We start from the raw sequence: 21,092 nt of genomic DNA, 5'->3' as shown, positions 1-21,092 counted from the left end.
CTCCAGATCGAACGCGAGCCCCGGTTGCAAGCGCGCATCGTCGCCCTCGATCTCAGCGATCTGAGCATCGTGCCGTAGCGCAAGCAGACGGGTTTCGGTAAAGGGACGGCCCGCCTCGTCGCGTTTCGCGCGCGACGGGTAGTCGAAACGTTCGTATTCCCGGTCCTGGTGGTCGAGGTTGACCCCGTCGCTACTTTGCTCGTGGCTATAACGCGGATTCTTGAAGGAGTAATCCCTCTGCACCTGCCGCGCCGTCCGCACCTGTTCGGCGTAACTCAGGCTCGTGATACACGGCTCGGCCTGATCGCCACCGGGCGTGGCGTTGTAGATGACCGGGCCGCCTTCGATGGTGCCGTGGACGTAGAGCCGGTCGCCCATGATCAGGCGATGCTCCGCGGCGCTGAACCGGTGCGTATAGAACAGCCCCTCCTCCGCGCAGAGTCGGCTGATAAAGTGGAAATCCGTCTCGCCGGACTGGACGCAGTATTCGCGCACCAGATGCTCTTTGGTCAGATCCTGCACGGCGTCGTTAATACCCGAGCGCTTGAGCACGGTCTGAAGAATCTGCGGCACGCTCTCCTGCTGGAAAACTCTCCAGTCCGACCGCAGATCTGCGCGCGATATCTGCGGTTCGACCACCACGCGGTAATAGGTACGCCTGAAGCCGGTCTTGCCCTGCTCGAAGCAGCTGACGAGTCCGTTCACATAACGCACGGCGGTCTCGCCGCGCCAAATCGTGAAGGTGGCAAACTGATCGAGCACCGTGCCGAAATCGATGGAAGGATCGGTACTGGAAAGTTCGACGTTCAGCCTGAACGGGCGGCTGATGCCCTCGTCCAGCTGGAAACTCACGACGTCGAAAGCGACAGCGCCTGCCGCCTCGAAAGTAAAGCGCACATCACTTTGGCGGGGCATCCCTGAGATCTCCTGGATACAGAACACCGGCCGCGCGGTGTTCTTCTCGAAATGACGCATTGCTAATTGATTGATGCTGGCGCCCCAGACGGGGACGGCCATATCACGCGAAATACTGAATCCCGGTGCCCCAGCTGGGATTGAGCATCGTCAACGCGCTTGCCGACTGGCGGCAAAATCGCATTTTTCCGTCGGAATTATCTGAAGCGCACCACAGCGCGCGGAAGAAAAACCAAAAAGAGTTGGTGGACGCAGTGATCGCCCAAAGACCGGGTGTGCGTCTACCGCAGCGCGGTATCGGCAAGCCGCCAAGAGAGCCGATCATTCAGGCCGCATGTGAAAGCACGGCCTGCGCCTCATCAAGAAGCAGCGCAACATGCAGGGGCATCGCTGGCAACAGGCTGACTTGTACACAGTGGCGATGGCCCCGGCGCATTGCCCTCCGTCGATGTCCTCACGGCGTTCCCAAGCCGATTAAACGGCCTCATCCCATGCGCAATGACTAACAACCCCACGCGCACTGGCAGCCCCCCACCAAAAGCCCTAAAGAAATTAAGGAAAATGCCGTTATTCCCGGCATGTTGTTGGGTCTGCGTAGACCCCCCTGGAAGGAAACCCATGCGCAACAATCAACCCGTCACGCAGCAGGAGTTCGACTACCCTGCTTCGCAGATGCTTGTCTCGGCCACCGATCTCAAAGGCCGCATCCAGTATTGCAATCCCGCGTTCGTCGCTGTCTCGGGCTTTTCGAAGGACGAGCTGATCGGCAAGGCGCACAACATCATCCGCCATCCCGACATGCCGGCCGAAGCGTTCGCCGACCTGTGGGACACCGTCAAGGCCGGCCGTCCCTGGACCGCGCTCGTGAAGAACCGCCGCAAGTCCGGCGACCACTACTGGGTGCGTGCGAACGTCACGCCCGTGTCCGAGCAGGGCACCGTGGTCGGCTATCTGAGCGTGCGCGTCAAGCCCACGCGCGACGAAGTGCGCGAAGCCGAAGCGCTCTACGCGCAGATGCGCGAAGGCCGTCTGCGCGGCGTGCGTCTGCTGCACGGCGACCTCGCGCGCACCGGCCTCGTCGGCGCGATGAAGTCGGTGATGCGTCTGCCGATCGCCACGCGCATCGCCATCGGTTACGCGCTCGTGCCCGCCGCGCTCGCGGCCGCGGGCTTCGGCGCCTATCAAGGTCTGCCGCCCACGCCGTTCTGGTGCGCGTTCGGCGCGGCGGCGGTGTGCAGCGTCGCAGCCTGGCGTCTCTCGACGCGTCATCTCGGCGAGCCGCTCGCGCAGATGTCGGAGGCCTCCACGCGCATGGCCGCGGGCGACCTCACCGCCACGCTCGCCATCGCCTCGAAGGACGATCTCGGCGACGTGCTGCAAGCGCTCAATCAGCTTCAGGCCAATCTCACGGCGATCGTCTGCGACGTGCGCTCGCAGATCGACGGCATGCTCGACGCCGCGCATGAAATCTCGACCGGCAATCTCGACCTCTCGCGCCGCACCGAATTGCAGGCGGCCTCGCTCGAAGAAACCGCCGCCACGATGGATCAGCTCACGACCACCGTGCAGGCCAACGCCGAAGCCAGCACGCGCGCGCTCGATCTCGCGCGCGAGGCGCAGGAAGCGGCCGCCGAAGGCGGTTCGATCGCGGGCCGCATGGAGCGCACGATGTCGGGCATCACCGACGCCTCGAAGCGGATCGCCGACATCACCGGCGTGATCGACGGCATCGCGTTCCAGACCAACATCCTCGCGCTCAACGCGGCCGTCGAAGCGGCGCGCGCGGGCGAGGCGGGCCGCTCGTTCGCGGTCGTCGCGGGCGAGGTGCGCATGCTCGCGCAACGTTGCGCGGCATCGGCGAAGGAGATCAAGCAGGTCGTCGATGCGAGCGTCCACGAGATCGCGCGCGGCACCGAACTGGTCGGCCACACGACTTCGCAGATGCGCGCCATCGACGAGGCCGTGAGCCGTGTGCAGTCGATCATCGTCGAAGTCGCGAACGCGAGCGGCGAGCAGGCCGAGGGCATTCGCCAGGTCAATCAGGCCGTCGCGCATCTGGACAGCGCGACGCAGCAGAACGCGGCGCTCGTCGAGCAGGCCGCCGCCACCGCGCAGCGCCTCGCCGAACAGGCCGACGTGCTCGACGAAGCCGTGCGTCTCTTCACGGTCGCGGGCAGTCAGTCGACCTTGACCACGTCGTCGGCGCGCACGAGCGTGCGGCCGGCGCGCGCCCACGTGCGAGAGGCAGAAGCCATCGAGGCGTGAACACCGGGCCCGGCCGTGCGGTACCTTTCGCGCGACGAAAGCGTACCGTAAGCGGCTATCGAGGCCCGATCCGCGCCTGGCTCACGTCGTGTCACGTCGTGTTCAGCACGGCCCGCATTGTTCAGATAGATCGGCGTTAGCCCCATCTCGACAGCATGTTCGCCACGCCCCAAACTGAACTTGTCAGCGCTCATCACGTGGGTGTCTGATCCGAGTAACAACGGCGTTTCGACGGCTCGCCTGGCCTCTACCGGGCGAGCCGTTTTTTCTTGCTCGATCGGTGAGAACTTTCGGGAGCCCGCGAGGCGGCGCGCACGCGGCGCGCGGACCACTAGAGCCGCTTTGCGTCACGACCATGACAACGGCGCGCGCCGCAATACGTGCCGCATCCACCGTTGCATGGCGCGCAAAAATGCGTGAAAACGCGCGTAGTCGCGTTACACTCACCGAACGGACTGGACGCTTGCGCCGTTGTGTGCGCCCGCGCTCACTCGATCGAGACGCCACGCGAACGAGACCGTACAATGATTTGGCCATCTATCTGGCCATGCATCGCACGCAGCCCCCGCAACCGGCCGGTTCGACCACAGTTCGACCACCCAAACGCACGAGGACAACATCAATGCGCATGACCGGGTCTTCTGGAACCATGACCCTGCTCACCGAGCATGACGAAGCCACCGGACGCGAACTGCGTACGCTGCGCCTCGAATCGGCGGCCGACGGCAAGAGTCTATTGCTGATCGAAGTCGACGAGCGCAAGGCGGGTATCCACCGCGAAGTGCGTTACGAAATCACGCCCGCAGAGTTGATCGCGGCCATTCGCGCACAAGGCGCCGAGATACCCGGGGAATCGCATAACCGGTAAGCCGGACAGTCGGTCCATCACGGGCGTTCCGCCCTCGCACGCCGCCGTGCTCGCGCGGCGTCGCGGTCATCCCGCGCGCCGTGTTCGCGGCGCGCGTTTTTATCGGCGATCGATGTTTCGTGCATGAGTTTTGCGTAGGCATTTCATGCATGAATTTCGCGCATGAACCGGCGACGTCCGACGCGTGTTCACGCGCATGCCGCGCGCATCGCTCAAGCTGCCTGCACGCACAATCACGACTCAAGCAGGACGCCACGCGAGCCGCACGACACGGCCCGCCGCCCGCGCCACCGCTTAAGCGCACCGGATCCGCATTCGGCGTATGCTTTGGCGCTCGCTTGCACGCCTTCGAAATGCGTCCATAATCGTTACGTTACTCTTGCCATTGCGCCGCGCCGTTTCACCGGCAGCGGCTTTCAGGCCACGGAAGTAAGCCGATGCTACATGACCTCATCGCGCAGTACGGGCCTGCGCTCGTGTTTTTGAACGTGCTCGCCGGCTCGCTCGGCTTGCCCGTGCCCGCGATGCCCGCGCTCGTCCTGTTCGGCGCGATGGCCGCCATGCATCCCGGATCGATCGGCCAGCAGGTCGCGCCGGTGCTCGGTCTGTCGATCGTCGCCATGCTGATCGGCGACAGCGTCTGGTTCCTCGCCGGCCGTCTCTATGGCGGCAACACGCTCAAGACGCTCTGCAAGCTCTCGCTCTCGCGCGACACCTGCGTGAAAAAAACCGAGCGCTTCTTCGGCCGCTGGGGCGTGCGCGTGCTCGCCATCGCCAAATTCGTGCCGGGGCTGTCGCTCGTTTCGGTGCCGCTGGCCGGCGCGATGGGCACGCCGTATCGGCAATTCGTGGGTTTCGACGGCATCGGCGCGGCGCTCTGGTCGGGCACCGGTCTGCTGATCGGCGTGCTGTTCGCCCCGCAGATCGACATGATGCTCGCGGGCGCGAGCCGCCTCGGGCGCTTCGCGGCGGTCGTGGTGGTCGCGCTGCTGCTGCTCTACGCGATGTACCGCTGGCAGCGCCGCCGCCAGCTCATCAAGAAGCTCGCGAACGCGCGCATCACCGTGGACGATCTCTATCGCGCGATGGCGAACAAGCCGCCGCCCGTGGTGTTCGACATCCGCTCGGAGGAAAAGCGCAAGCTCGATCCGTTCATCATTCCGGGCGCGTTGTTCGCCGACGAGCGCCAGCTCGAAGAGATCCTGAGCAAGTATCCGCGCGAGCAGAAGCTCGTGATCTACTGCTCGTGCCCCAATGAAATTTCCGCGGCCTGGATGGCGAAGAAGCTCGTCGAGGCCGGTTTCACCGACGTCGTGCCGCTGCTCGGCGGTCTCGACGCCTGGCGCGATTCGGGCCGCACGCTCGAATCGCTGTCCCTGGCGCCGCATCCCGAAGTACCGGTCAGCATCACGCCGAAAGCGATCTGATTCCCGCGTGGTTTCCCGCGTGCTTTCTCGCGCGGATCCGGGCCGCTTTCTGTCCGCATCGTGTCCGTTTCGCGCGCGGCGCCGCCGCCTCGCGCGCACGAGGAGAAACGCCTGATGGGCTCTCTAGCCACCGAGCCGCCTCGCTACGAGGCTGCGCCGTCCACGCCTGAATCCGCCTCGCATTCCACGCTGTCCGACACCCAGCCGCAACCCGCCGAGGCGCCGTTCTCGACGCTCTCCACGCGGCGTCACCAGATGTTCCCCGAGCTGACCGAAGACGAAATCGCGCGCCTCTCGCGCTTCGGCGAGCAACGCCATTGGGAAGCCGGCGAGTGGCTGTTCCACACCGGCGAGACCGGCCCCGGCATGTTCGTGCTGCTCTCGGGTTCCGTGAAGGTGTTCCAGCGCGACGGCCTCGGCCGCGAGCGGCTGATCGTCGAGCATGGGCGCGGCCATTTCCTCGCCGAAGTCGGCCAGTTGTCGGGCGGCCCGGCGCTCGTGGACGGCATGGCGCTCGAACCCGTCGATGCGGTGCTGATTCCGCCCGAACGTCTGCGCGCGGCCATCGTCGCCGAAGCCGAACTGGGCGAGCGCATCGTGCGCGCGCTGATCCTGCGGCGCGTCTCGCTGATCGAAAAGGGCGCGGGCGGCCCGATCCTCGTCGGCAAGCACGACGACCCCGCGATGCTCTCGCTGCAAGGCTTCCTCTCGCGCAACGGCCATCCCTATTCGGTGCTCGACGAGCGCGACGCAAGCAGCATGATCGGCGTGATCGAACGCTTCGCGGCGCGCTGCGAGGACCTGCCGCTCGTGATCTGCCCCGACGGCTCGGTGCTGCGCCATCCGTCCGCGCCCGAACTCGCGACCTGCCTCGGCCTGCTGCCCGAACTGAACGGCGAACGCGTCTACGACGTGGCCGTGGTCGGCGCGGGCCCGGCGGGCCTGGCGACGGCGGTCTACGCGGCGTCCGAAGGGCTTTCGGTGATCGTGCTCGACTCGCGCGCGCCGGGCGGCCAGGCAGGCGCGAGCGCGCGCATCGAAAACTATCTGGGCTTCCCGACCGGCATCTCGGGCCAGGCGCTCGCGGGCCGCGCGTTCGTGCAGGCGCAGAAGTTCGGTGCGCACGTGGCGATTCCGGTCACCGTGAAAAAGCTCCATTGCGACGAGCAGCCGCGCCGCCTCGAAACCTGTAGCGGCGACGTGCGCGCGCGCAGCGTGGTGATCGCGAGCGGCGCGATCTACCGGCGCCCGACCATCGCCGGGCTCGACCGTTACACCGGGCGCGGCGTCTACTACTGGGCCTCGCCGGTCGAAGCCAAGCTCTGCAAGCACGAGAACGTCGTGCTCGTGGGCGGCGGCAATTCGGCGGGCCAGGCCATCGTCTACCTCTCCACGCACGCGCGCCAGATCGACGTGCTGATCCGCAAGGCCGGATTCGAATCGACAATGTCGCGCTATCTGATCGACCGCATCGCCGCGCTGCCGAACGTGACCGTGCATCCGGGCAGCGAAATCGGCGCGCTCGACGAGGACGAAGCCGGGCTCGCCGCGATTCGCCTGAAGTCGCCGTGTCCGGCGGGCATCGACCACTTCGATGCGCGTCATCTGTTCCTCTTCACGGGCGCCGATCCAAACACGAACTGGCTGCACGATTGCGGCGTGGCGCTCGATCCGAACGGCTTCGTGCTGACCGGCGTGGGCGACGAATCGTGCAGCCTCGCGACCTCGGTCGAAGGCGTCTACGCGATCGGCGACGCACGCGCGGGTTCGACCAAGCGCGTCGCGGCGGCCGTCGGCGAAGGCGCGGCCGTGGTCGCGCAGATTCACCAGATGCTCGGCGCGTCGCCGGTGCCGAACGCGACGGTCACGCCGGTCGCGGCGATGGCGGGCCTGCATGCGTGACGACGACGGCTGCGAGACCGCAAGCGCACCCGAAGCGGCGCTCGCTCGCGGTGGCGTGACGCTGCCGCTCGCGGCCGTGCGCACGCTGCATCTCGCGGCCCAGGGCCTGCTCGCGCCGCCGCGCCGCAAAGCCACGAAAGACGACGTGCTCGACGCGATCCGCCGCATGGCGCAACTGCAGATCGATACCATCCACGTCGTCGCGCGCAGCCCGTATTTCGTGCTGTTCAGCCGCGTGGGCGCGTACGATCCGCGCTGGCTCGACGCGCATCTCGCCGAAGGCCGCCTGTTCGAATACTGGGCGCACGAAGCCTGTTTCGTGCCGATCGAAGACTACGGCCTGCTGCGTCATCGCATGCTCGATCCGTCGGATATGGGCTGGAAATACGCGGGCGAATGGCACGCCAAACATCGCCGCGAAATCGACGCGCTGCTCGAACGCATCCGTGCGAACGGCCCGGTGCGCTCCGCCGATTTCGCGCGCGTGGCGGGCGAAAAGAGCGACGGCTGGTGGGACTGGAAACCGGAGAAGCGCCACCTCGAAGTGCTGTTCGCGATCGGCGCGCTGATGGTGGCCGAGCGCCGTAATTTCCAGCGCGTCTACGACGTGACCGAGCGCGTGCTGCCGCATTGGCGCGACGCGCGCGACCTGCCCACGCGCGCCGACGCCGAACGCGCGCTGCTGCTGCGCACCTGCAAGGCGCTGGGCGCGCTGCGCGCCGACTGGGCCGCCGACTATTACCGCCTGCCGCGCCGCCCGTACACCGAGGCGCTGCATGCACTCGCCGACGCGGGCCATCTCGTGCCCGCGCGCGTGGAAGGCTGGAAGCACGACGTCTTCGTGCACCGGGATTACGCGTCGCTCATCGACGAAACCGCGAGCGGCGCGCTCGCCTCGACGGTCACCACGCTGCTCTCGCCGTTCGATCCGGTGGTGTGGGATCGCAGGCGCGCGGTGGCGCTGTTCGATTTCGATTACGCGATCGAATGCTACGTGCCCGCGCACAAGCGCAAGTACGGTTATTTCGTACTGCCGATATTAAATCGCGGCAAGCTGATCGGACGCGTCGACGCCAAAGCGCATCGCACGCAGGGCGTGTTCGAAGTGAAGTCGCTGCATCTGGAACCGGGCGTGCGCGTGAGCGGCCGCCTCGTGACCGACTTGCGCCGCGCGCTGCAACGTTGCGCCGACTGGCACGACACGCCGGAATTGAAGGTCGGCGACGCGCCGGGCGCACTGGCCGCGGCGCTGCTCGCCGAATCGTGATGACGGAAGCGTGAAGGCCTGCGGTTTCGCGCAGGCCGCCCGCGTCAGCGCTCGATCTTCACGCGCAGTTCGCGCGCCGCTTCGAGCAGGCCCACATAGCCCGAGCGGGCGTGTTCGGGCAGGTCCGGGTCGCCGACCAGCGCGCCCAGCGTTTCGATGAGGCTATACACGAGGCCCTTGGCCGCGCCAGCCGCGATATTGCCGCTCCGCACGCCTTCGTCGACGTGCGAGAACGCCGCGTTCAGATGTTCCAGATCGGGTTGCGGCGTGGCCCCGGAGGGCGTTTGAGCGTCATGCTTTTGCGTGTCGTCGCTCGTCATGATGAACAGGTTCCTCTTGCTGAAACGGAATCGAAAGAATGCCTTAATGCAGTTATATACCCATCGCGTGCAGCCGTCCAATGGCGACCCCGAGGCGACCCTGAGCGTCGCGCGACCGGCTCCCGAATCTTCTCACCTTTGCGCGCGCCGTGGCGTTGAAGCCGCCAGGGCCGTTTGACGCCGCGAAGGCGCAACCGCGTGAATACCCCTGAAAAACAGGCGTCGATTCGACGCTGCGGTCTTTTCGGGCGCGCCGCGCGCAGGGCAAAACGCTCGCCTGGCTCGCCGCATCGGCGCACTCCCGCAAACGCTCACCTTAACGCCGCCAAAGCCGCGCGACGCCCGCATGACGGTCGCACGAAGCGTGCCGCGATCCTTTCCCGCCTGGCGCCGCGATTACGTTTTACCCCTTGTTTTAAGGACTAAAGCGTTTCGTCGATAAAAACCGGCTCGACGTATCCACGCTCGAACGGTGCGCGTTTCTCGCCCGCCACACTCACTCCCGAAAAGGCTCACCTGTCGCCGATTCGCACGAGTTGACGCCATCTCGACGCCATCTCGGCGCCATCTCCACGCCGTCTTGACGCCGCCGCCGCGCATCCCCAGACTGTGCGGATTCTGTCCACCGCCCAGCCCGCCCGCGCCATGAACCAGATCACGCCCTTCGTGCCCGACCGCTTCCGCAACGCCGCGCCGCATTATCTGATCGGCCGTCCCGCGTATTCGCCCGCGCTGATTCGCCGCGTCGCGCAGCGCGCCGGGCTCGACGGCACGCAGCGCCTGCTCGACCTCGGCTGCGGCCCCGGCCAGCTTTCGCTGGCCTTCGCGAGCTGGGTCGCGAGCGCCGTCGCCATCGATCCCGAACCCGCCATGCTCGAAGTCGCCGCGCAACTCGGCGCGGGCATCGCGCCGAATATCGACTATCGCCAGGGCAGTTCGTACGATCTCTCGCCGGACCTCGGGCACTTTCATCTCGCGGTGATCGGCCGCGCGTTTCACTGGATGGATCGCGTCAATACGCTCGCGCGGCTCGATGCTCTGCTCGGCGAACGCGGCGCGGTCGCGCTGTTCAACACCACGCAACTCGACGATCCGCAGCGCCCGTGGGCCGCGCAATACCGCAATCTGCTCGACCGCCACGCGAACACCGACGCCGCCCGCGAGATGCGCCGCTCCGCCGATTACGAAAGCCATACCGACGTGCTCGCGCGCTCCGCGTTCAACGCCATCGAGCGGATTTCGGTGATCGAATACCGGCGCGTGAGCGCGGAACAACTGAAGGCGCGGCCCTTGTCGATGTCGAGCCTGTCGCGCGAACGGCTGGGCGACAAACTCGACACGCTGCTCGCGGACATCGACATGCTCGTCGCCACGCAGGGCAACGACGGCTGGCTGACCGAACGGATCGAATCGAGCGTCACGTTCGCCACGCGTACCGAATGACGCTTATCGAATGACGTCCAGCGAATGACGTCCAGCGAATGACGTGCAGCGGCGTGTTGCGGTATCGTATGACGATGCACCGACACGCCCCAGGAGACGCAATGAGCTATGCCACGAAAGCCCCCGCGCGCAAGGAGATCGATGCGCTGAGCGGCCCCGCCGTGCTGGAATTCGGCACCGACTGGTGCGGCTATTGCCAGGGCGCACAGCCCTTGATCGGCGATGCGTTCGCGAAGCATCCGGGCGTGCCGCGCATCAAGGTGGAAGACGGCCCCGGCCGCGCGCTTGGCCGCTCGTTTCGCGTGAAGCTCTGGCCCACGCTGATCTTCCTGCGCAACGGCGCGGAAGTCGCGCGCATCGTGCGTCCCACGGGCGCCGCCGAAATCGACGACGCGTTCAACACGCTCGCCTGAGCGCCCGCCGTTCGGCGTGTTCCTCGCGCCGGGCTTATTCGAGCCCGGCCAGCAGATCGTCGACAGCGCGATACACGCGCTCGACCACCTCCGGCCCCACCTCCGCCTCCAGCGCCTGATAGCGCGCCTCCAGTTCCTTCGAAATCGCCTTCACGAGCTGATGGCTTTTCTTCGTCAGCGTGACGAGCACGCGCCGCTGATCGTCGGCGAAACGCGCTTTCGTCACGAGGCCGAGCGCCTCCATGCGCGCGAGCACGCCCGCCATGCTCGGGCTCGAAATCGTGCAGATATCCGAAATCTGGCGCGGCTCCAGCGGCCCGCTTTCGTTGAGCGCGCGGATCACGCGCCACTGCTGTTCGGTGAGCCCGTGCGCGGTGATCAGCGGACGAAAGCGCTCCATCATCTTTTCTCGCGCGCGCAGCAGCAGCATGGGCAGATTGCGATGCGCGACGCGCGTGGTGGTGCGTGAGTTCTCGGACATGATGGCTTCGTTGAAGGCGCGGAATCGAATAGTCGGAAAGTCAGATGAGGCAGGCGGCGAAGCCCAGGGGAAACCCGCGAAATCCTCGCCGATGGTTGACGCTCGATGATCGCCAGCGCAAACTCACTAACATATTAGCATTTTCGGGAAAGCACGACACACCATGTTCGCCCTTGCCGATCATCTGCTGCATCTCGAAGGCGAAGCACTGCCGCGCGACGTCAGCGCCACGACAGCGCATGCGCTGCTCGCCAGCGGCGTTCGCTGCCGCGCGCCCGTTTCGGGCGCCGTCTACGGCACGCTGCTCAACGACCGCCACGCGCTCGAAGCGCTCGGCGACGCGATGAATGCGCCACCGTACAAGGCACTGCCGCGCGCGCCCATTCTCTACCTCAAGCCGCGCAATACGCTCGCGGGCCACGGCGCGCGCGTGATCGTGCCTGATGCGAATGGCGTGCAGGTGGGCGCTTCGCTGGGCATCGTCATTGGCCGCACCGCCGCGCGCGTTCAGGCACACGATGCGTTCGATTACATCGCGGGCTATACGCTGGTCGCCGACCTGTGCGTGCCGCATGCGAGCGTCTATCGGCCTTCGGTGCGCTTTCGGGCGCGCAATCATTTCTGCGTGATCGGCCCGGCTTTGATCGCTCGCGAATACGTTAGCAATCCCGATGATCTGGCGATTCACGTCGATATCGACAGCGCGCCACGCTTCAGCGCCACGACCTCGACGAGCGTGCGCGGCGTCGCGCAACTGCTCGCCGACGTCACCGATTTCATGACGCTCGCGCCCGGCGACGTCGTCACGCTCGGCGTGCCGCATGGCGCACCTGTCGCGCACGCAGGCCAGCGCGCCACGCTCGCGATCGGCGACTGGCCCGCGCTCGATATCGCGTTCGTCGCACAAGGAGACGCAGCATGATGCGTGCACGCGTCGCCTACGCAGGCGCCATTCACGAAGCCACGCCCATCGTTACCGCCAACGGCCCGCGCGTGCGTCTCGCCGACGGACGCGTGCGCGACGAGCGCGACGTGGTCTGGCTCGCGCCTTTCGAACCGGGCACGATCTTCGCACTCGGCCTGAATTACGCCGAACACGCGAAGGAACTGCAATTCACCAAGCAGGAAGAACCGCTCGTCTTTCTCAAGGGACCGGGCAGCGTGATCGGCCATCGCGGCGTCACGCGCCGCCCCGACGACGTCACGTTCATGCACTACGAGTGCGAACTCGCCGTCGTGATCGGCCGCGCCGCGCAACACGTCAAGCGCGAGGACGCGATGCAGTGCGTCGCCGGCTATACGATCGCGAACGACTACGCGATCCGCGACTATCTGGAGAACTACTACCGCCCGAATCTGCGCGTGAAGAATCGCGACGGCGGCACCGTGCTCGGCCCCTGGCTCGTCGACGCCGCCGATATCGCCGACGTCAACGCGCTCGAATTGCGCACCTACGTGAACGGCGATCTGAAACAGCGCGGCAACACGCGCGATCTCGTCACCGGCATCACCGAACTGATCGAATATCTGAGCGGCTTCATGACGCTCGCGCCCGGCGACGTCATTCTCACCGGCACGCCCGAAGGCGTCGTCAACGTGAACGCGGGCGACGAGGTCATATGCGAAATCGACGGCCTCGGCCGCCTGATCAACACGATCGCGTCCGACGCCGAATTCGGCCGCGTCTCCACCACGGCCTCCACCACGGAATAAGCACGTCATGCGCATCGACCATCTGATCGACGGCCGCGCCCACGCGGGCCGCGATTACTTTGAAACCGTGAATCCCGCGACTCAGGACGTGCTCGCCGAAGTCGCGCGCGGCGGCGCCGAGGAAGTCGATCTCGCCGTGCGCGCGGCGAAAAACGCGTTTCCCGCGTGGGCCGCGAAGCCCGCGAGCGAGCGCGCGAAACTCGTGCACAAGCTCGGCGAACTGATCGCGAAGAACGTGCCCGAGATCGCGCAGACCGAAACGAAGGACACGGGTCAGACGATTTCGCAAACCGGCAAGCAACTCGTGCCGCGCGCCGCCGACAACTTCACGTATTTCGCGGAAATGTGCACGGCCGTGGACGGCCACACCTATCCCACGAACACGCACCTGAACTACACGCTGTTTCATCCGGTGGGCGTGTGCGCGCTTATTTCGCCGTGGAATGTGCCGTTCATGACGGCTACGTGGAAAGTCGCGCCGTGCCTTGCGTTCGGCAATACGGCGGTGCTCAAGATGAGCGAGCTCTCGCCGCTCACGGCGTCGATGCTCGGCCAGCTCGCGCTCGATGCGGGAATTCCAGCAGGTGTCCTGAATATCGTGCACGGCTACGGCCAGGAAACGGGCGAGCCGCTCGTCGCGCATGCCGACGTGCGCGCCGTTTCATTCACCGGATCGACGGCGACCGGCAACCGCATCGTCAAGGCCGCCGGTCTCAAGAAGTTTTCGATGGAACTGGGCGGCAAGTCGCCGTTCGTGATCTTCGACGACGCCGACTTCGAACGCGCGCTCGACGCCGCCGTGTTCATGATCTTCTCGAACAACGGCGAGCGCTGCACGGCGGGCTCGCGCATTTTCGTGCAACGCTCGATCTACGCACAATTCGCGGAGCGCTTCATCGAGCGCGCGAAACGCATCACGGTCGGCGATCCGCTCGACGAGAAGACGCTCGTCGGCCCGATGATCAGCCCCGGTCATCTCGCGAAAGTGCGCAGCTATATCGAACTCGGACCGAAGGAAGGCGCGACGCTCGCATGCGGCGGTCTCGATGCGCCCGATCTGCCGGAGGCCTTGAAACAAGGCAATTTCGTGCGCCCGACCGTGTTCGTCGATGTCGATAACCGCATGCGCATCGCGCAGGAAGAGATCTTCGGACCGGTTGCCTGCCTGATTCCCTTCGACGACGAAGCCGACGCCGTCCGCCTCGCCAACGACATCGCCTATGGCCTGTCGAGCTATGTGTGGACCGAGAACACGGGCCGCGCCTTGCGCGTGGCCGCCGCGATCGAAGCGGGCATGTGCTTCGTGAACAGCCAGAACGTGCGCGATCTGCGCCAGCCCTTCGGCGGCACCAAGGCCTCGGGCGTGGGCCGCGAAGGCGGCACGTGGAGCTATGACGTGTTTCTCGAACCGAAGAACGTCTGCGTGTCGATGGGCGCGCATCACATCCCGCACTGGGGCGCTTGAGTCACGCAGCGCGCACGGGCACACGCGAAAAACAGGAGACCGCGATGGGCAAACTCGCGTTGGCGGCAAAGATCACCCACGTGCCGTCGATGTATCTTTCGGAACTCGATGGCCCGCACAAAGGCTGCCGCCAGGCCGCCATCGAGGGCCACCAGGAAATCGGCCGCCGTTGCCGCGAACTCGACGTCGATACGATCGTCGTGTTCGACGTGCACTGGCTCGTGAACAGCGAATATCACATCAATTGCGCGCCGCATTTCGCGGGCAATTACACGAGCAACGAGTTGCCGCATTTCATCAAGAACCTGCGTTATGCGTACTCGGGCAATCCCACGCTCGGCCATCTGATCGCCGATGTCGCCAACGAAATGGGTGTGAAAACGCGCGCGCATAGCGACACCACGCTCGGACTCGAATACGGCACGCTCGTGCCGATGCGTTATATGAACGCCGATCAGCACTTCAAGACCGTGTCGGTGGCGGGCTGGTGCAACTGGCACGATCTCGCCAGCAGTGCGCGCTTCGGTCTTGCGGTGCGCAAGGCCATCGAGGAACGCTACGAGGGTACGGTGGCGATACTCGCGAGCGGTTCGCTGAGCCATCACTTCGCGAACAACGGCAGCGCCGAGCAGTTCATGCACAAGGTCTGGGACCCATTTCTCGAACAGACCGACCGCCAGGTGGTCTCGCTCTGGGAACGCGGCGACTGGAAAACCTTCTGCGCCATGCTGCCGATGTACAACGAAAAATGCTGGGGCGAAGGCGGCATGCACGACACGGCCATGCTGCTGGGCGCGCTCGGCTGGGATCGCTACGAAGGGCGCGCGGAAATCATCACGCCGTATTTCGGCAGTTCGGGCACCGGGCAAATCAACGCCGTGCTGCCGGTCACGCCTTTGCAGGTTTGATCGCTGTTGTCATACGCGCCCGATCTCAGGAGACACGCACCGTGCCGCATCTCACGCTTGAATACAGCGCCAATCTCGCCGATGCCGCGAGTATTGGCGCACTCTGCGCCACGCTCGCGCAGGTGCTCGACGCGCAGCGCGACGCGACTGGCGCGCGCGTCTATCCGCGCGGCGGCATCCGCACGCGCGCTCTGCGTTGCGAGCAGTATTTCATCGCCGATGGCGATCCGCACCACGCGTTTCTGCACGGCTGCCTGAAGATCGGCGCGGGCCGCAGCGCCGAGGTGCGCCGCGCGACCGGCGACGCGCTGTTCGCCGCGATCAAGCAGCATTTCGCCGAGGCGTTCGAAGCGCACGGGCTCGCGCTTTCGCTGGAGATCGTCGAGTTCAGCGAGGAAGGCGCGTGGAAGCACAACAATCTGCACGCGCGGCTCAAGGTCTGAGCGCGCGGGCGAACGGGACATCATCATGCTAGATCCGCAACGCATCCGCGAGCTGGCCGCGCAACTCGACGAAGCCGAGCGCACGCGCACGCAACTGCGCCACTTTTCGCGCGCGCATCCTGAGATGACCATCGACGACGGCTACGCGATCCAGCGCGAGTGGGTCAAGCTCAAGCTCGCGGCGGGCCACGTCGTCAAAGGGCGCAAGATCGGCCTCACGTCGCGCGCGATGCAGCGTGCCTCGCAGATCGACGAACCCGATTACGCGCCGCTGCTCGACAGCATGTTCATCGCCGCAGGCACCGACATTCGCGCGGACCGCTTCATCGCGCCGCGCGTGGAGGTCGAACTGGCCTTCGTGCTGAGCCGTCCGCTGCAAGGCCCGGACGTCACGCTGTTCGACGTGCTCGACGCGACCGCTTACGTCACGCCCGCGATCGAGATCATCGACGCGCGCATCGAGCAGTTCGATCGCGACACCCAGGCGCCGCGCAAAGTCTTCGACACGATTTCCGATTTCGCGGCTAACGCGGGCGTGATCCTCGGCGGGCGTCCCGTGAAGCCACTCGATGTCGATCTGCGCTGGGTGGGCGCGCTGCTCTACAAGAACGGCGCGGTGGAGGAAAGCGGCCTGGCCGCCGCTGTGCTCAATCATCCGGCAACGGGCGTGGCGTGGCTCGCGAACAAGATCGCGCGCCACGACGAACGGCTCGAAGCGGGCGACGTGATTCTGAGCGGATCGTTTACGGCGCCCATCGCGGCGCGCGCGGGCGATACGTTTCATGTCGATTACGGTCCGCTGGGCGGCATCGGTTTCAAATTCGTCTGATCGTGCGCCTCGCAATTCATCAATATCCCTAACTAATTTCATGCCCGTTATCGTCAATCCGTTCAAACAGGCGCTTGCCGAAAACCGTCCGCAAATTGGCCTGTGGGCCGCGCTCGCCGACGCCTACGTGACCGAACTGCTCGCGACCACGGGCTTCGACTGGCTGTTGATCGACGGCGAGCACGCGCCCAACGATCTGCGCAGCACGCTGGCGCAGTTGCAGGCGGTCGCGCCTTATGCCACGCATCCGATCGTGCGTCCCGTTCGAAACGACGCCGCGCTCATCAAGCAGCTGCTCGATATCGGCACGCAAACACTGCTCGTGCCGATGATCGAAAGCGCCGACGAAGCGCGCGCCGCCGTCGCGGCCACGCGTTATCCGCCGCTGGGCATGCGCGGCGTGGGCAGCGCGCTCGCGCGCGCGTCGCGCTGGAATGGCGGGGCCGATTATCTGCATGGCGCGGCCGAACAACTGTGCATGCTCGTGCAGGTGGAGACGGCGAACGCGCTGGCGCAACTCGACGACATCGCCGCCGTCGAGGGCGTGGATGGCGTGTTCTTCGGCCCGGCGGATTTGAGCGCGTCGATGGGGCTGCTCGGGCAACCCGGCGCGCCGGCGGTGCGCGCGGCGATCGTCGACGGCATCCGCGCCGTGCGTGCGCGCGGCAAGGCGGCGGGCGTGCTCGCCGCCGATCACGCCATCGCGCGCGAGTACCTGGAAGCGGGCGCGACCTTCGTGGCCGTGGGCAGCGACGTGAGCCTGCTCGCGCGCGGCGCGAGCGATCTGGCCGCGAAATTCCGCCAGCCCGCCAGCTGAACGTGCCTTAACGCGGCCTCGATTTCAGGCTCAATCTTCCGCGCCGCCCTGCTCGACCAGCTTCGCGAGCGCGGCGTGCAGCACCTCGCGTTCGTGCGCGCTGAGCACGGCGAGAATCGCCTCGTTGCCCGACTTCGATATCGCCGACGCGCGCCGGTACGTGTTGCGCCCCTGCGCCGTGAGCTTGATCAGCACGCCGCGCGCATCGGCGGCATTGGTGGTCTTTTCGAGCAGGCCGCGACGCTCCAGCACGTCGGTGGCGCGGCTCGCCTGGCTGCGGTCGAGATTCGACGCGCGCCCGAGATCCGACACCGAAATCGGCCCGAACGCGCCCACGCTGATCAGGAGCCGCGCCTCCGTGAGCGACAGCGCAAGCGCCGACGCAAACGCCTCGTTCATCGTGCGGTCGGTCTGCTTTTTCAGCACGTGCAGCCGGTAAGTAAACAGTTCTTCGATGGGGTGTTTGCCCGTCATGGCCCGTCTCGCGCAAGGGTTCGATACAACTCGGATGCGTCGGCCGATGGCGTCGACAGCGTTAGCATACCATTGCAGCAAGCCTTTAAAACATGGCCTTTCACGCCAAATTTGATGCTTGCACACGCATTTATTTGAGCGTAGCATCAGCCCATCGACGAGGAGACGGAGACACCATGAGCGCAGTCCCCGAAGCATCCGCGCGTCCCGCCTGGTGCGAGCCCGAAGAATGGGCCGCCCGCGTGAAGCTCGCGGCCACCTATCGCGTGTTTCATCAACTCGGCTGGACCGAGCTGATCTTCAATCACATCACGCTGCGCGTGCCGGGTCCGCAGCCGCATGTGCTCATCAATCCGTTCGGCCTCACGTACGACGAAATCAAGGCCTCGAATCTCGTCAAGATCGATCTCGACGGCCACATCCTGAGTCCGAGCGAGTATCCGATCAATCCCGCCGGCTTCGTGATTCACAGCGCGATTCACGCGAACGTGCCCGACGCGCATTGCGTCATGCACACGCACACCACGGCGGGGCTCGCGGTCGCGTGCATGGAAGGCGGGCTCGCGCCCACGAACTTCTATTCGGCGCAGTTGCACGACATGGTCGCGTATCACGACTTCGAAGGCATCACCGTGCACGACGAAGAAAAGCCGCGCCTGCTGAAGTCGATGGGCGAACGCCGCCTGCTCATCCTGCGCAATCACGGCCTGCTCGCGCACGGCGTGAACCTCGCGCACGCGTTCGCGCTACTCTGGACGCTCAACCGCGCCTGCGAAATCCAGGTCGTCACCGATTCGATGCGCGGCCAACCCATTCCGATCGAACCCGCCATCACCGCGCGCGCCACGCGCGACGCGCTGCAGTTCTCGCCCGAGCATGGCGCGGGCGAAAACGTGCTCGCGGCGCTGATCCGCCGCGTGGAGCGCATCGATCCCTCATACAAGGAGTAAGCCGTGAGTCTTGCGCAGCCCAGCCATTCGCAGCCCGGCACGCGTTCCATCGCCGTGGTCGGCGCGGGCGCGATCGGCGGCCTGATCGCTGCCCGCCTCGCGCGCGCCCATCGCGACCTGCAGATCAACGTGCTCGCGCGCGGCGCGCATCTGCAGGCGATGCGCCGCGACGGCCTCACCATCGTCGAAGGGCCGGACGGCGCCACGCGCTACACGGCCTACGTGAACACCGCCGACAACGCGGCCGATCTCGGCGTGCAGGACATCGTGTTCGTCTGCCTCAAGGGTCAGGCGCTCGTGCAGGCCGCCGCCACGCTCGCACCGCTCGTGGGGCCGCGCACGCATATCGTCTCGGCGATGAACGGCGTGCCGTGGTGGTTCCTCCACGCGTTCGGCGGCGAGTACGCGAACGGGCGGCTCGAATCGGTCGATCCGGGCGGCGTGGTGTCGGCGGCGCTGCCGCCCGCGCAGACGTCGGGCTGCGTCGTGCATCTGTCGTCGGCGATCGCGGGGCCGGGCGAGATCCGCAAGGGCAACGGCAACGGGCTGATACTCGGCGCGGCGTCGCCGCAGATGGCCGCGCGCGCGGAAGAAGCGCGCGCGCTGCTCGCGCAGGCGGGCTTCGACGTGCAGGCCAGCGAGCATATCCAGCACGATATCTGGGCGAAGCTCTGGGGCAACATGACGATGAACCCCATCAGCGCGCTCACGCGCTCGACCGCCGACGTGATCCTCGACGATCCGCGCACGCAGAGCCTCGTCGCCGCCGTGATGGCGGAGGCGCGCGACATCGGCGAGGCGCTCGGCATTCGTCTCGCGATGACGATCGAGGAGCGCAACGCGATCACGCGCAAGCTCGGCGCGTTCAAGACGTCGATGCTGCAGGACGTGGAAGCGGGCCGCTCGCTCGAAGTGGACGCGCTGCTCGGCGCGCCCGACGAACTTGCGCGGCGCGTGGGCGTCGCGGCGCCGTCGCTCGGCATGCTTTACGGTCTCGCGCGGCAGCTCGACGCGAATCTCGAAGCGGCGCGGCAGGCGAGCGCGACGCGTTGAATTCACGGATCTCCGTGCGTTACGCTTGCCAGCCCGGCGCGCTGCGGCCGCTGCATGCGAACGCGATCGGCAAGGCGATCTTCGGCGAACTCGCCCTCGGCACGAAACTCGATTTCGAGCGTTACACCGAAGTGACGGCCACCGATCTGCCGACGCTCGTTGAGCAGGCCGCCGCCGCGAAGGCGCACGGGTGGTACGCGAACATCGGCGAGAGCGCGCCGGAACTGCCCGCCGTGGCCGCGGCGCTCGACTTCGGCGGCGACTTCTACGGGCTCTCGATTGGCGGGCCGTCCGAGCGCATCCGCCAGCAACTCGACACGCACGTCGCCACGCTGCTCGACGCCAAGGCGCGCATTCCTACGCATTGGCGCGAGAACGAGGCGGGCTGAGGCTGATTCAGGGCGCTCGCTTTACGTCCGTTCCACCTTTTTTGCGGCCCCGCGACGGACTCGCAATGAATCCGCGCGCGGCTGTGGCCTTGCTCGCCTGACGGCACGCAATCGGCATGAGGCGCATACTTTGGGCCTTCGCGCCGCGCGATTCACTTTCTGATTTCGCGTTCTGATTTCGGCCCTGATTTCACTGCGGATCGCGGGCCCGCTTTCACGCTGCGCGGCACGATATTTGCGATGCGACGTCGAATGTTCCGACGAAACGCGCAGGACACGTCGCGAGGCGCCACCCGCCAGCGCGGTTTGCCAACGCGCCAGCCCGATGCGGGCCGCGTGCACCACGCACCCGACGCTGCCGCCGGACCTGACCGAACGGCTAAATGAGCCGCCGAGCGACGATCCGGCCATCGCCGCCAACCACTGACGCTCATCGACCGTCACCGACGCCCGACTCCGTTTTTGCCTATGCCCAGGATGCTCCTTTCTTCCGTCATACGATCGCTGCGCCTGCCACGCGGCGCCGCCCTGCTCGCGGTGGTTCTGTGCGCGACCGCGCTCGCCTGGACGCCGTCCGCATCGGCTGCCGCCGCGTCCCCCGCTGCAGCCGCCGAGCCCGCGAACCCCGCCGCGCCGGTCGTGCTGACGCCCGCGCAGGCGCATGCCGCGCTCCAGGTGCTCGACGATCCGGTGCAGCGCGCCCACATCGAGGACACCCTGCGCGCCATCGCTGCCGCGGGCGCGCTGGCC

General features: G+C 66.2%; 22 protein-coding genes. 18 read left to right on the top strand and 4 right to left on the bottom strand.

Features of this window, described 5'->3' with window-relative positions; all coding sequences use genetic code 11:
• Window positions 1–1,017 (bottom strand): type VI secretion system Vgr family protein (locus tag LDO54_RS39180; protein ID WP_436975491.1); only part of this gene is annotated, 1,017 nt, incomplete at its 3' end.
• A 516-nt stretch (window positions 1,018–1,533) separates the two neighbouring features.
• Here LDO54_RS39180 and LDO54_RS03450 point away from each other — a divergent pair.
• From LDO54_RS03450 to LDO54_RS03430, 5 genes are all read left to right on the top strand, one after another.
• Window positions 1,534–3,180, top strand: coding sequence for a methyl-accepting chemotaxis protein (locus tag LDO54_RS03450; protein WP_224006378.1), 1,647 nt, complete (start codon window positions 1,534–1,536; stop codon window positions 3,178–3,180).
• Between the two features lie 622 nt (window positions 3,181–3,802).
• Window positions 3,803–4,048, top strand: a complete 246-nt coding sequence (locus LDO54_RS03445; RefSeq protein ID WP_224006375.1) for a hypothetical protein — start codon at window positions 3,803–3,805, stop codon at window positions 4,046–4,048.
• A gap of 437 nt (window positions 4,049–4,485) precedes the next feature.
• Window positions 4,486–5,475: a DedA family protein/thiosulfate sulfurtransferase GlpE gene (locus LDO54_RS03440; RefSeq protein WP_224006372.1), complete on the top strand. Its 990-nt coding sequence runs from the start codon at window positions 4,486–4,488 to the stop codon at window positions 5,473–5,475.
• Window positions 5,476–5,589: 114 nt separating this feature from the next.
• The gene (locus LDO54_RS03435) at window positions 5,590–7,377 is read left to right on the top strand and encodes an FAD-dependent oxidoreductase (RefSeq protein WP_224006369.1); all 1,788 of its coding nucleotides are present in this window, start codon (window positions 5,590–5,592) and stop codon (window positions 7,375–7,377) included.
• Complete coding sequence (locus LDO54_RS03430) at window positions 7,370–8,644, top strand: winged helix-turn-helix domain-containing protein (protein WP_224006364.1); 1,275 nt, start codon at window positions 7,370–7,372, stop codon at window positions 8,642–8,644. Before LDO54_RS03435 ends, LDO54_RS03430 begins: the two co-directional genes overlap by 8 nt.
• A 44-nt stretch (window positions 8,645–8,688) precedes the next feature.
• On the opposite strand, the gene LDO54_RS03425 is transcribed toward LDO54_RS03430, so the two are convergent.
• On the bottom strand, window positions 8,689–8,964 hold the full coding sequence (locus LDO54_RS03425; RefSeq protein ID WP_065064380.1) for a hypothetical protein: 276 nt from the start codon (window positions 8,962–8,964) through the stop codon (window positions 8,689–8,691).
• 645 nt (window positions 8,965–9,609) lie between these two features.
• On the opposite strand from LDO54_RS03425, the gene LDO54_RS03420 reads away from it, so the two are divergent.
• Window positions 9,610–10,407 carry a class I SAM-dependent methyltransferase gene (locus LDO54_RS03420; RefSeq protein ID WP_224006361.1) on the top strand — a complete coding sequence of 266 codons (798 nt, stop codon included), beginning with the start codon at window positions 9,610–9,612 and terminating at the stop codon, window positions 10,405–10,407.
• A 101-nt stretch (window positions 10,408–10,508) separates the two neighbouring features.
• Window positions 10,509–10,820: a thioredoxin family protein gene (locus LDO54_RS03415; protein WP_224006358.1), complete on the top strand. Its 312-nt coding sequence runs from the start codon at window positions 10,509–10,511 to the stop codon at window positions 10,818–10,820.
• Between the two features lie 34 nt (window positions 10,821–10,854).
• Here LDO54_RS03415 and hpaR read toward each other — a convergent pair whose 3' ends face one another.
• Complete coding sequence (gene hpaR, locus LDO54_RS03410; protein WP_224006451.1) at window positions 10,855–11,250, bottom strand: homoprotocatechuate degradation operon regulator HpaR; 396 nt, start codon at window positions 11,248–11,250, stop codon at window positions 10,855–10,857.
• A gap of 214 nt (window positions 11,251–11,464) precedes the next feature.
• Here hpaR and LDO54_RS03405 point away from each other — a divergent pair, with 214 nt between their 5' ends.
• Genes LDO54_RS03405 through hpaI form a run of 7 tightly spaced genes read left to right on the top strand, consistent with a single transcriptional unit; the run spans window position 11,465 to window position 17,476 of the window.
• Window positions 11,465–12,223, top strand: coding sequence for a fumarylacetoacetate hydrolase family protein (locus LDO54_RS03405; protein ID WP_224006355.1), 759 nt, complete (start codon window positions 11,465–11,467; stop codon window positions 12,221–12,223).
• The gene (locus tag LDO54_RS03400) at window positions 12,220–13,014 is read left to right on the top strand and encodes a fumarylacetoacetate hydrolase family protein (RefSeq protein ID WP_224006340.1); all 795 of its coding nucleotides are present in this window, start codon (window positions 12,220–12,222) and stop codon (window positions 13,012–13,014) included. The genes LDO54_RS03405 and LDO54_RS03400 overlap by 4 nt, the downstream gene beginning before the upstream one ends.
• 7 nt (window positions 13,015–13,021) lie before the next feature.
• Window positions 13,022–14,479, top strand: coding sequence for a 5-carboxymethyl-2-hydroxymuconate semialdehyde dehydrogenase (hpaE, locus tag LDO54_RS03395; protein ID WP_224006323.1), 1,458 nt, complete (start codon window positions 13,022–13,024; stop codon window positions 14,477–14,479).
• 44 nt (window positions 14,480–14,523) lie between these two features.
• Window positions 14,524–15,387 (top strand): 3,4-dihydroxyphenylacetate 2,3-dioxygenase, encoded by an 864-nt coding sequence (gene hpaD, locus LDO54_RS03390; protein ID WP_224006320.1) that lies wholly within the window; start codon window positions 14,524–14,526, stop codon window positions 15,385–15,387.
• 41 nt (window positions 15,388–15,428) lie between these two features.
• Window positions 15,429–15,830, top strand: a complete 402-nt coding sequence (locus tag LDO54_RS03385) for a 5-carboxymethyl-2-hydroxymuconate Delta-isomerase (protein ID WP_224006317.1) — start codon at window positions 15,429–15,431, stop codon at window positions 15,828–15,830.
• 25 nt (window positions 15,831–15,855) lie between these two features.
• A complete protein-coding gene (hpaH, locus tag LDO54_RS03380) occupies window positions 15,856–16,659 on the top strand; it encodes a 2-oxo-hept-4-ene-1,7-dioate hydratase (RefSeq protein ID WP_224006314.1) in 804 nt (267 codons plus the stop codon).
• 40 nt (window positions 16,660–16,699) lie between these two features.
• Window positions 16,700–17,476, top strand: coding sequence for a 4-hydroxy-2-oxoheptanedioate aldolase (hpaI, locus tag LDO54_RS03375; protein ID WP_224006311.1), 777 nt, complete (start codon window positions 16,700–16,702; stop codon window positions 17,474–17,476).
• Window positions 17,477–17,506: 30 nt separating this feature from the next.
• On the opposite strand, the gene LDO54_RS03370 is transcribed toward hpaI, so the two are convergent.
• Entirely contained in the window at window positions 17,507–17,950 is a 444-nt protein-coding gene (locus LDO54_RS03370; RefSeq protein WP_224006308.1) for a MarR family winged helix-turn-helix transcriptional regulator, read from the bottom strand.
• Between the two features lie 176 nt (window positions 17,951–18,126).
• Here LDO54_RS03370 and LDO54_RS03365 point away from each other — a divergent pair, with 176 nt between their 5' ends.
• The 4 genes from LDO54_RS03365 to LDO54_RS03350 all read left to right on the top strand — a co-directional run.
• Window positions 18,127–18,900: a class II aldolase/adducin family protein gene (locus LDO54_RS03365; RefSeq protein ID WP_224006305.1), complete on the top strand. Its 774-nt coding sequence runs from the start codon at window positions 18,127–18,129 to the stop codon at window positions 18,898–18,900.
• Between the two features lie 3 nt (window positions 18,901–18,903).
• Window positions 18,904–19,953 carry a 2-dehydropantoate 2-reductase gene (locus tag LDO54_RS03360; RefSeq protein ID WP_224006302.1) on the top strand — a complete coding sequence of 350 codons (1,050 nt, stop codon included), beginning with the start codon at window positions 18,904–18,906 and terminating at the stop codon, window positions 19,951–19,953.
• Window positions 19,950–20,342, top strand: a complete 393-nt coding sequence (locus LDO54_RS03355; protein WP_224006299.1) for an IclR family transcriptional regulator C-terminal domain-containing protein — start codon at window positions 19,950–19,952, stop codon at window positions 20,340–20,342. Before LDO54_RS03360 ends, LDO54_RS03355 begins: the two co-directional genes overlap by 4 nt.
• A 477-nt stretch (window positions 20,343–20,819) precedes the next feature.
• On the top strand, window positions 20,820–21,092 hold a 273-nt coding region (locus LDO54_RS03350; protein ID WP_436975490.1), incomplete at its 3' end, for a hypothetical protein.

This window comes from Paraburkholderia tropica (genome assembly GCF_914484835.1).
Lineage (GTDB): Bacteria > Pseudomonadota > Gammaproteobacteria > Burkholderiales > Burkholderiaceae > Paraburkholderia > Paraburkholderia tropica_A.
This window is presented reverse-complemented; position numbering and strand designations above follow the sequence as displayed.

What these genes read in the sequence shown, in the direction of transcription:
- LDO54_RS03370 (WP_224006308.1), bottom strand. Translation starts at nt 17,950, where the DNA reads ATGACGGGCAAACACCCCATCGAAGAACTGTTTACTTACCGGCTGCAC.
- hpaI (WP_224006311.1), top strand. Translation starts at nt 16,700, where the DNA reads ATGCCCGTTATCGTCAATCCGTTCAAACAGGCGCTTGCCGAAAACCGT.
- LDO54_RS03365 (WP_224006305.1), top strand. Translation starts at nt 18,127, where the DNA reads ATGAGCGCAGTCCCCGAAGCATCCGCGCGTCCCGCCTGGTGCGAGCCC.
- hpaR (WP_224006451.1), bottom strand. Translation starts at nt 11,250, where the DNA reads ATGCTGCTGCTGCGCGCGCGAGAAAAGATGATGGAGCGCTTTCGTCCG.
- hpaE (WP_224006323.1), top strand. Translation starts at nt 13,022, where the DNA reads ATGCGCATCGACCATCTGATCGACGGCCGCGCCCACGCGGGCCGCGAT.
- LDO54_RS03440 (WP_224006372.1), top strand. Translation starts at nt 4,486, where the DNA reads ATGCTACATGACCTCATCGCGCAGTACGGGCCTGCGCTCGTGTTTTTG.
- LDO54_RS03415 (WP_224006358.1), top strand. Translation starts at nt 10,509, where the DNA reads ATGAGCTATGCCACGAAAGCCCCCGCGCGCAAGGAGATCGATGCGCTG.
- LDO54_RS03405 (WP_224006355.1), top strand. Translation starts at nt 11,465, where the DNA reads ATGTTCGCCCTTGCCGATCATCTGCTGCATCTCGAAGGCGAAGCACTG.
- hpaD (WP_224006320.1), top strand. Translation starts at nt 14,524, where the DNA reads ATGGGCAAACTCGCGTTGGCGGCAAAGATCACCCACGTGCCGTCGATG.
- hpaH (WP_224006314.1), top strand. Translation starts at nt 15,856, where the DNA reads ATGCTAGATCCGCAACGCATCCGCGAGCTGGCCGCGCAACTCGACGAA.
- LDO54_RS03435 (WP_224006369.1), top strand. Translation starts at nt 5,590, where the DNA reads ATGGGCTCTCTAGCCACCGAGCCGCCTCGCTACGAGGCTGCGCCGTCC.
- LDO54_RS03400 (WP_224006340.1), top strand. Translation starts at nt 12,220, where the DNA reads ATGATGCGTGCACGCGTCGCCTACGCAGGCGCCATTCACGAAGCCACG.
- LDO54_RS03430 (WP_224006364.1), top strand. Translation starts at nt 7,370, where the DNA reads ATGCGTGACGACGACGGCTGCGAGACCGCAAGCGCACCCGAAGCGGCG.
- LDO54_RS03450 (WP_224006378.1), top strand. Translation starts at nt 1,534, where the DNA reads ATGCGCAACAATCAACCCGTCACGCAGCAGGAGTTCGACTACCCTGCT.
- LDO54_RS03420 (WP_224006361.1), top strand. Translation starts at nt 9,610, where the DNA reads ATGAACCAGATCACGCCCTTCGTGCCCGACCGCTTCCGCAACGCCGCG.
- LDO54_RS03425 (WP_065064380.1), bottom strand. Translation starts at nt 8,964, where the DNA reads ATGACGAGCGACGACACGCAAAAGCATGACGCTCAAACGCCCTCCGGG.
- LDO54_RS03445 (WP_224006375.1), top strand. Translation starts at nt 3,803, where the DNA reads ATGCGCATGACCGGGTCTTCTGGAACCATGACCCTGCTCACCGAGCAT.